This window comes from Methanoculleus sp. UBA413 (assembly GCF_002502935.1).
GTDB classification, from domain to species: domain Archaea; phylum Halobacteriota; class Methanomicrobia; order Methanomicrobiales; family Methanoculleaceae; genus Methanoculleus; species Methanoculleus bourgensis.
In genome coordinates, this window is record NZ_DAQR01000062.1 from 5729 (window position 1) to 14428 (window position 8700).

Here is an 8700-nt window from a genome sequence, read left to right on the forward strand (position 1 = left end):
TTCATCTTCAGCCACTGGTGTTCGCCCCAGAGTTCATCGTCCGGGATCTCGTCGACCACCTCCCAGACGATCGGGTTATCATACTCCTCGCGCCAGTTTGGGTAGATCGGGTCCATATACCGGTCGAGGAGTGTCTCAATCCGGTGGTTCAGCCAGGTCGGTACATGGACGCCGTTGGTGATGGCATCGATCGGGACGTCCTCGACGGCGAGGTCGGGCCAGAGGGGCTGCCACATCTCTCGGGTGACCTCGCCGTGCCTCTGGGAGACGGCGTTGTGGAAGAGGCTCATCCGGAGCGCAAACGCGGTCATGTTGAAACTGGCGCCCGGGTTGTGCGGGTCTTCCCCGAGCGCCATGAACTCGTCCCAGTCGAGGCCGAGCGACGGGCAGTAACTGCGGAAGTACTTTGCCATCAGGTCTTCGGGGAAGACGTCGTGGGCGGCCGGGACGGGGGTGTGGGTGGTGAAGACCGATGTGCCCCGGATCCGCTCACGCGCTTCATCAGGCGGCATCCCGGCCACGAGCCGCTCCCGGAGCCTCTCAAGGAGGGCGAACGCCGAGTGACCCTCGTTTAAGTGCATCGCCGAGTAGTCCACGCCGAGCGTATGGAGGACCTTCCTCCCGCCGATACCGAGCACCAGTTCCTGCCTGAGCCGGCATTCAAGTTCTTTTAAGTAGAGGCGGTGGGAGATGCTCCGGTTCTCGGGAAGGTTCTCGTCGATATGGGTATCGAGGAGATAGAGCGGGACACGCCCGACCTGCACCTTCCAGACCGCGACATAGATCGGTGGGTCGATCAGGGGGACCTGCACCACAAGTTGCCTGCCGTTGTCGCCCGTCACCCGGAGAACCGGCGCGGCGTCGCGGTCCAGGATCTCAGCGACGTTCTTCTGCCACCCGTTCCCCTCCATGTGCTGGTGGAGGTATCCTTCTGCGTACATGAACCCGACGGCGACCATCGGCAGCCCGAGATCGCCTGCCGCTTTGATGTGGTCGCCGGCAAGGATGCCGAGCCCCCCTGCATAGAACGGGAGCGAGTGGTGCAGCCCGAACTCGCTGGAGAAGTAGGCGATCGTCAGCGGCACCCGTCCGGGGTAGCGCTGCGCAAACCAGCTTGTCGTCGGCTCCATGTACTGCCGGAACCGGAACATGATGATGTCGTAGCGACGGAGGTACTCCGGGTTGTTTGCCGCCCGCTCAAAGAACCGTGGCGGTGTCTCAAGCAGCATCCTGACCGGGTTGTGACGGCTCAGTTTCCATTCTGCCCGGTTCAGCTGTTTGAAGAGCACCGTCGCCGATGAGTGCCAACTCCACCAGAGGTTGTAGGCGAGGTCAACCAGCCCGAAGATCCGCTCCGGGACGTGGGCGAACCGATCATAGGGTATCTCTGTCTTCATCGTGACCACTGCCTGGGATGGACTGGCATTACCTTTCAGGTGTGATAAGTGCTTCTGTCATGCAGGAGCGGCGGGGACCGCCCTGCGGGCAGGGGATGTCGCAGTCAGAAACCGGGCCGCTCTTCGCGATACGCAGGTCCCGGAGATAAATATCACGAGATCCTGCCTGAGGTGGGCCGGAGAGAATGGAAGGGTATTATATGCACCTCTTACCGATGCTCTTTCACCGAAAGGCCCGGAGGAGCGTGATTGGAGTGCGACAGATGATCGAGGCGGACGACCTCACGAAGGACTACGGTGACGTCACCGCGGTGAACGGGGTATCGCTCTGTGTCGCAAAAGGAGAACTCTTCGGCCTGCTCGGGCCGAACGGGTCCGGCAAGACGACGATGATCAGAATGCTGACCGGGCAGGTCAGGCCGACGTCCGGGTCGGCCCGGGTGATGGGTCTTGATGTGGTGAAGGATCCCATCCGGGTCCGGGAGCTCGTCGGGATCATCCCCGAACAGGAGACGCCGCCAAGTTTCCTTACCGCCGAGGAGTACCTCCGCTTCGTGGCCCGCATCCGGAACCTCGACCGGGTCGATGAGCGGTGCGACCACTGGTTTGACCTGCTGGAGTTCCGGGAGAAGCGGGACGTCCTCTGCAAGGATCTCTCGCGAGGCACCAGGCAGAAACTGATGTTCGCCCAGGCCTTCCTCCACGAGCCCCGGCTCGCCCTCATCGACGAACCGCTGATCAACCTGGACCCCATCATGCAGCGGACGGTGAAGGACTTCCTCCGGAGTTACGTCCGTGACGGCGGGACCGTCTTCCTTTCCACCCACATCCTCGAGATCGCAGAGGAGATCTGTGACCGGATCGGGATCATCCATAACGGCAGGCTCCTGCACGCAGGTCAGGTCGATGACCTCACCGGGTCAGGCCGGCACCTGGAGTCGTTCTTCCTCGACCTGGTGCGGGGTGACGCCGGTGCCTGACCTCTTCCTCGCGATGATGAAGGAGGAGTGGCGGATCCAATCGACGGTCTTTGGGGGTCGCTGGTTCGCGCTCTTTCCGGCGGTGATCGCTATCTTTGCCTTCCTCGGGTCGCTTGCTCTCCCGCTCTTCTCGGATGCGCTCCCGTACACCGTGATCGCACTCCTTGCGCAGATCCTCTTCCTGCTCGCGGGCGTGATGGTGGGGTCGTTCGGCCTCATGGGGCGGGAGTTCATGAACCGCCGGTTCGGGCAGGCAAGCCTCATCGCCTACGCCTCCCGGAGTCTCCCGGTTTCTGAGCAGCGCATATTTGCCGCATTCCTCGTGAAGGATACCCTCTACTACATCCTGCTCTACGTTCTCCCCTTCGCTGTCGGGTTTGCCGCGGCAACGCCCTTTATCTCCCTCGATCCCGGCTGTGCCCTCCTCGCGTTCGTCTCTCTTGCGCTCGCGTTTCTCGTGGGGCTCTCCGTCATCTGCTTCCTCTCGACCCTCTACGCACGCTCCGTCAGGCTGCTCGCCGGGACGGTCGTGGCGCTCGTGGTGCTCACGCTTGCAGCGCTCCGCCTCGGGGCGTCCACCGCCGTTCTCCCCCCGTACGCCTTCCTCCTCGACCCGGGCCCGGAACCGCTCGTGCTCTCGCTCCTCCTCATCCTGGTCCCGGCGGCCGTATCGGTGCTCTTCGTCACGGTCGACTACCCGGACCGGGCAAAGAGGTTCAGGAACAGCCTCGACCCTCTCGCCGAGAGGCTCCACCCGCTCGGAAGTGAGCACTTCATCGCCAAGGACGCCCTCGACCTGCTCCGGAGTGAAGGCGGTGCCGGGAAGGTGGTATTCTCGTTCCTCCTCCCCGTCGGGCTGGTCTGGGTCTGCCTCCGGGTCCTGATCCGGTTCATCCCGGGGATCGACCCGCTGGTGGTCTTTGCGGTCCTCCTCGGGGTGATATCGGCGACCATCTATAACTGGCTGACCGAGTTTGATTCCTTCTCTTCCTACACCTTCCTGCCGGTGGAGGTCTCAGAGGTGATCGACGGCAAACTGAAGGGCTACAGCCTCCTCTCCCTCCTCCCTGTTGCGGTGCTCGTGTTCGCGGCGGCGACCACCGGCGGGGCGGGAACATTCCTCCCGGCCCTCGCCGCGTTCCTTTCGGTCTCTGCCTACACCCTCGCGGTGACGGTCTACCTCACCGGGCTCTACCCGAACGTCATGCTCTACCACGCGGGGGTCTTCCTCTGGTACGTGCTCGCGACGAGCCCGGCGCTCCTCCTGATCATCTTCGCCTCGATCCTCGATCCCCTGTATGCGTTCGGGAGTCTTCTCCTCATCCTGCCGGCGGCACTCCTCCTCTCCCGCGGCCGCACAAAGTGGCAGGCGTGGGAGATGCCCGGGTACTGAAAGACCCTGCCCCCTCTACACTTTCACCCCGCGCACGGCGCGTATTCAAGAGGAGTTACGCAAAAGTTCAGGGTATGCTACGAAGAGCCGGCTATATCCAGGGCTGCAGGTGCGCCGCAGTCGGCGAAGACGGGAGACCCTGCCGGATCGTCGAGGTCCGCCTCGACGGCCGGCGGTTCGGGGTCAGGGTTGACGAGCTCAGACTGACTCTCGCCGGCCGGTACCCCGCCCGGGTCAGGCTGCTCGGCCAGGACTGGGGCCAGGCTCTCGGCGCCGTCGTCGGCCGTGCGGAGCGCTCCCGCACCGGAGCGGCCCTCATCATCACGCTCGGCACGGGAGAGCGGTACACGGTGCCGGCGGCGGCAATCCGGGCAGTCCTAGCCCGCTTCTCCGCGTTCGCCCCGGTCTCGGCGGTTCTTCCAGGAAGCCGGCAGCAGGTTCTCGTCACCGGGTAGCCCCTGCTTCGCGGACCGCGCCCTCGCCTGCGTCACGGAACGCGCGGGCGACGTTCCCGGGGCCGAGGAGGATCCCGCCGAAGATCCGGGAGACGACGAGCATGTGGCTATCGAGGCCGTGCTTCCGGAGTACCTGGATGAGCACCCTCCCCGGCCTGCCGACCTCGCCGTCGTTCCGGAACTCTTCTTTTGAGCCGCAGCGGAGGGCGGCACAGTGGTGGGCGGCCTTCCGGTAGGTCTTCCGGTGTCCGGCGAGAACCTGCGCAAAATCCTCCGGACCCTCGACCCGGTAGAGGTGGGCGTAAAACCGAGATCGCCTGACCTCGAGCTTCGCGGCCCCGAGGGATTCGGCGGTCATGCCGGCACCCGCTTCCGTGCGTAATCGTCCCAGTGAGCCTCCAGGAATCCCCGCATCCCCCGGCTGGGCCTGTAGGGCGGGTATATCCGGCGGTATGCTGCCTCGGCGTCGGCAAGGTTCCCAGGCGGCAGGACATCGGTGTATGTCGCGAGGTAGAGGAGCCCGATCGCGGCTGACCGGGAGATGCCAAACCCGCAGTGGACCAGCACCGGCCTGCCCTTCCCGAGGCACCGGTGGATGAACGTCAGGGCCGCATCTATCGCCTCCTTCGGGACGTCGGCGGGGTCTCGTGAATCAACCAGGTTGAGCATCAACCGGTTCCCCCGCCGGGCGACATAGCGTTCCGGGTGGTCCTCCGGGACCGTGCCGACGGGCGAGTAGGTGACTGCCAGGCAGTGGTAGGGGCTCTGGCAGGCATGCACCACGCACCAGGTCTCGTGGGCCTCTACCGCGAGTTCGTAGTCCTCCTGTGTTCCGATATAGAGGTTCGGGTAGATCTCGATCATGGTCCTGCTCCTGCTCCTGTCATCTTCAGCGCGTAGGCAGCCGCACCCAGGAGCGGCGCCCTTCCTGCGAGGTCTGAGACGACGATCCGGGGGAGGGTGAGGAAGCGGTCGATATAGGGCTCTGCGTGCCCGATCACGATCTCCCCGTAGTAGCGGGCGAGCGGTCCGTCGAGCACGATCACCTCTGGATTGTAGGCGACGATGATGGTCGATATCCCGCGGGCGTTCACCTGCCCGAGCGCATCCATGAACGCGAGGGCGACCGGGTCCTCGGCCCGGGCCGCCTCAAATATCGCGCGGGTGGAGGTTGCGTCGAAGGCTACCCGGCGGACATCGACCTCCTCCCGCCACGCCGCAAAGAACCGGGGGACGTACTTCGCCGAGGCGTAGCCTTCCCAATGACCCCGGTAGCCGCACCCGCAGGTGAGGTTGTAGCGGGTATCGACGAGGATATGCCCGATCTCGCCGGCGTTCCCGTTCATCCCGAGCAGGAGGTGGCCGTTTGCCACCACGCCGCCGCCGATGCCGGTGGAGAGGGTGACGTAGACGGCGTCCTCTGAGCCGCGGGCAGCGCCAGCCCAGCACTCGCCGAGGATGCCGGCCCGGGCGTCGTTGATCAGGGCGACCGGGAGCCCGAAACGCTCGCGGAGCGGGCCGGTGATCTCCACGACTGGAAACGCGATGTTCGGGGAGTTCGTGACCCACCCACGGCCGAGGTCGAGTGGCCCTGCCGATGCGACGCCGATGGCCGCGACCTCTCTTCCCTCCGCGGTCTCGAGGAGCGCCTCGATCCTGGCTATGATCGCGGCGGTGATCACCCGCCCGGAAGGCCCGGTGGCCGGGGTGCTGGTGGCGGTATGGACCAGGATGGTTGCGTCTGAGTCAACCAGAGCGGCGCGGAGGTTGGTCCCGCCGAGGTCAACGGCAATCACGGCAGTCATCTCTTCTCGAATTACGCGGACCACCGGCATAAACCTACGCCTCCGGCAGGGTTCCGTGAGCGGAGCAAGGTTTATGCGCTTCCCGCACTCACGTTTAGGTATACCTAAAAATGATCATCATGGAAGAGACGCTGCTTGACCTGGAACCGGGCGTGCAGGGGACCGTCGCCCGGTTTGCCGGAACCCCCGGCTTTATGCGAAAACTTCGGACCATCGGTATCAGGGAGGGCAAGACCCTTGTCGTCGTCGCCAGGCACCCCCTCGGTGGCCCGGTGGTGGTCGAGGTCGACGGCCGGGAAGTGACGCTCGGTCGGGGAATGGCTGAACGGGTCATCGTGGATGTGACCACATGAAGACCGTCGTCCTGATGGGCAACCCGAACGTCGGAAAGAGCGGGATCTTCTCCCGTCTGACCGGCACCCGGGTCATCACCTCAAACTACCCCGGGACCACCGTCGACGTCTCCCGCGGGGCGATGCGCCTTCCGGATACGCCGGCCGAGGTGATCGACGCACCCGGCACCTACTCCCTCACCCCCACAAACCCGGCAGAAGAGGTCGCCGCCGGGATCCTCGCGCAGGCGGATGTCGTCATCAACGTCGTCGACGCGACGAACCTTGAGAGGAACCTCTACCTGACCCTCGAGATCCTGGAGCGCGGGATCCCGGCTGCCGTCGCGCTCAACCTCTGGGACGAGGCAGGCCACCAGGGAATCACGATCAATGTCGCCGGCCTCGAGCGCCTCCTCGGCGTGCCGGTCGTCCCGACCGTGGGTCTCTCCGGGCAGGGGATACGGGAACTCGTGGACCGGCTCGGCGAAGCCCGCCCCTCGGCGACGGTCCGGCCCATGAGCGAGGAGGAACGGTGGGCGGCGGTCGGCCGGATCACGGGCGCAGTGCAGACGATCGCTCACCGCCACCACACCCTCCGCGACCGGATCGCTGAGGCGAGCATCAGGCCGGCGAGCGGCGTTTTCATTGCACTTGCGGTCATCGCCGTCGCGTTCATGGCGGTCAGGGTGATCGGCGAAGGGCTCATATCGTTCATCTTTGAACCGCTCTTCGACCTCTACACCCCGGTTGCCATGAGGATCAGCGATCTTCTTGGGCCGGGGATCCTGCACGAGATCCTGATCGGGCACCTCTTCGACGGCGAGATCGACTACGTCCAGTCGATGGGCCTCCTCACGACAGGGCTCTTCGTCCCGTTTGCGATGATCCTCCCCTACATCGTGGCCTTCTACCTTGTCCTCTCGATCCTCGAGGATACCGGCTACCTCCCGAGGCTTGCGACGCTGGCCGACACCTTCTTCCACCGGCTCGGGATGCACGGCTACGGGATCGTCCCGGTCTTCCTCGGGTTTGGGTGCAACGTGCCGGGGGCGCTCGCCACCCGGGTGCTCGAGACGAAGAAGCAGCGGTTCATCGCCGCCACCCTCATGTCGCTTGCGGTCCCGTGCATGGCCCAGATCGCGATGGTCTTTGGGGTGCTCGGGCCGTTTGGGATGCGCTACATTGCGCTGGTCTTTGCAACCCTCGCGCTTGTCTACGTCTCGGTGGGGCTGATCCTGAACCGGGTGGTGCCCGGGGAGTGCCCCGAGATATTCCTCGAGATCCCGCCCTACCGGATGCCTGACCTCCGGGCCACCGCCACGAAGACCTGGATGCGGGTGCGGGGGTTCATCGGCGAGGCGATACCCTATCTCTTCCTCGGTATCCTGCTCGTGAACCTGCTCTACGCGGTCGGGTTCCTTGACTGGCTGGCGACCGTCTTCGCCCCGTTGATGGAGGTCTGGCTCGGGCTCCCTGCCGAGGCCACCGCCGCCCTCCTGGTAGGGTTCCTCAGGAAAGACCTGGCGGTGGGGATGCTGGTGCCGCTTGGGATGACACCTGAGCAACTCGTCATCGCGGTGACGATGCTCTCGGTATACTTCCCCTGCGTGGCGACGTTCGTGGTCCTCCTCAAGGAGCTCGGGGTGCGGGGGATGCTCGCCGCCGCAGGCGTCATGGTGACGACGGCGCTCCTCGTCGGGGGTGCGCTCCGGGTGGTGCTGATCGGGTTTTAGGAGAGAAGAGAGATGCGCAGGAAGACAAAAGAAGAGTACATCGAGATCATATGCCTGCTTGAGAGGGAGCAGGGACGTGCCCAGACCGGTATGATCGCGGAGGCGATCGACGTAAAACCACCTTCGGTCACTGAGATGCTCAGGAAACTGGAGGAGAAGGGGCTCATTATCTATGAGCCGTACGCGGGTGCGACGCTGACCCGGGCCGGCCAGGAGATGGCCAGGGACCTCCGGCAGCGGCACAGGACGTTTGCGGACCTGCTCGGACTCCTCGGCGTCGATGCCGGGACCGCTGAGGCCGACGCCTGCCAGTTTGAGCATCACGTGAGCTCGGAGACGCTGGAGCACCTCAGGCTCTTCCTTGAGTTCCTCAGGGAGAGTCCGGAAGGCCGGCAGAGCCTCGAGGACTTCAGAGAGTTCCGGAGGCGGCGGGGGTGAGAGCGGTCCCGGCCCCCTGCTGCACCGAGGCGCGGGCGGCTGACGTTGTAGGTGAAGTCTTAGCTGGAATGCTCCACTAGTGGAGCATTTCATCCAATATTGTCCTTGCAATACCATCTCACGCGAAGGGCACGAAGCCGCGAAGTTCGGTTGCTGGGCGGCAGAGT

10 protein-coding genes are annotated in these 8700 nt (G+C 64.7%); 6 read left to right on the forward strand and 4 right to left on the reverse strand.

The annotated features are described in order from the left end of the window. On the reverse strand, positions 1 to 1397 hold a 1397-nt coding region (glgP, locus tag BP858_RS04665), incomplete at its 3' end, for an alpha-glucan family phosphorylase (RefSeq protein ID WP_286878973.1). A 263-nt stretch (positions 1398 to 1660) separates the two neighbouring features. On the opposite strand from glgP, the gene BP858_RS04670 reads away from it, so the two are divergent. From BP858_RS04670 to BP858_RS04680, 3 genes are all read left to right on the forward strand, one after another. Next, positions 1661 to 2377, forward strand: coding sequence for an ABC transporter ATP-binding protein (locus BP858_RS04670; protein ID WP_048105339.1), 717 nt, complete (start codon positions 1661 to 1663; stop codon positions 2375 to 2377). Beyond that, positions 2370 to 3770: a hypothetical protein gene (locus tag BP858_RS04675; protein WP_286878974.1), complete on the forward strand. Its 1401-nt coding sequence runs from the start codon at positions 2370 to 2372 to the stop codon at positions 3768 to 3770. Before BP858_RS04670 ends, BP858_RS04675 begins: the two co-directional genes overlap by 8 nt. Positions 3771 to 3844: 74 nt before the next feature. Continuing rightward, positions 3845 to 4225 carry a hypothetical protein gene (locus BP858_RS04680; protein WP_286878975.1) on the forward strand — a complete coding sequence of 127 codons (381 nt, stop codon included), beginning with the start codon at positions 3845 to 3847 and terminating at the stop codon, positions 4223 to 4225. Here BP858_RS04680 and BP858_RS04685 read toward each other — a convergent pair. The 3 genes from BP858_RS04685 to BP858_RS04695 are packed head-to-tail and all read right to left on the reverse strand — an operon-like array spanning position 4215 to position 6030. Then, positions 4215 to 4583 (reverse strand): YigZ family protein, encoded by a 369-nt coding sequence (locus tag BP858_RS04685; RefSeq protein WP_286878976.1) that lies wholly within the window; start codon positions 4581 to 4583, stop codon positions 4215 to 4217. The genes BP858_RS04680 and BP858_RS04685 overlap by 11 nt on opposite strands. Further along, positions 4580 to 5089, reverse strand: a complete 510-nt coding sequence (locus BP858_RS04690; protein WP_074176040.1) for a dual specificity protein phosphatase family protein — start codon at positions 5087 to 5089, stop codon at positions 4580 to 4582. Before BP858_RS04690 ends, BP858_RS04685 begins: the two co-directional genes overlap by 4 nt. After that, on the reverse strand, positions 5086 to 6030 hold the full coding sequence (locus BP858_RS04695; RefSeq protein WP_074176039.1) for an ROK family protein: 945 nt from the start codon (positions 6028 to 6030) through the stop codon (positions 5086 to 5088). Before BP858_RS04695 ends, BP858_RS04690 begins: the two co-directional genes overlap by 4 nt. A gap of 110 nt (positions 6031 to 6140) precedes the next feature. Here BP858_RS04695 and BP858_RS04700 point away from each other — a divergent pair, with 110 nt between their 5' ends. Genes BP858_RS04700 through BP858_RS04710 form a run of 3 tightly spaced genes read left to right on the forward strand, consistent with a single transcriptional unit; the run spans position 6141 to position 8533 of the window. Further along, entirely contained in the window at positions 6141 to 6383 is a 243-nt protein-coding gene (locus BP858_RS04700; RefSeq protein WP_062266262.1) for a FeoA family protein, read from the forward strand. Next, positions 6380 to 8095 (forward strand): ferrous iron transporter B, encoded by a 1716-nt coding sequence (locus BP858_RS04705; protein WP_074176038.1) that lies wholly within the window; start codon positions 6380 to 6382, stop codon positions 8093 to 8095. The genes BP858_RS04700 and BP858_RS04705 overlap by 4 nt, the downstream gene beginning before the upstream one ends. 12 nt (positions 8096 to 8107) lie before the next feature. Further along, the gene (locus tag BP858_RS04710; RefSeq protein ID WP_074176037.1) at positions 8108 to 8533 is read left to right on the forward strand and encodes a metal-dependent transcriptional regulator; all 426 of its coding nucleotides are present in this window, start codon (positions 8108 to 8110) and stop codon (positions 8531 to 8533) included. Positions 8534 to 8700: the final 167 nt, after the last annotated feature.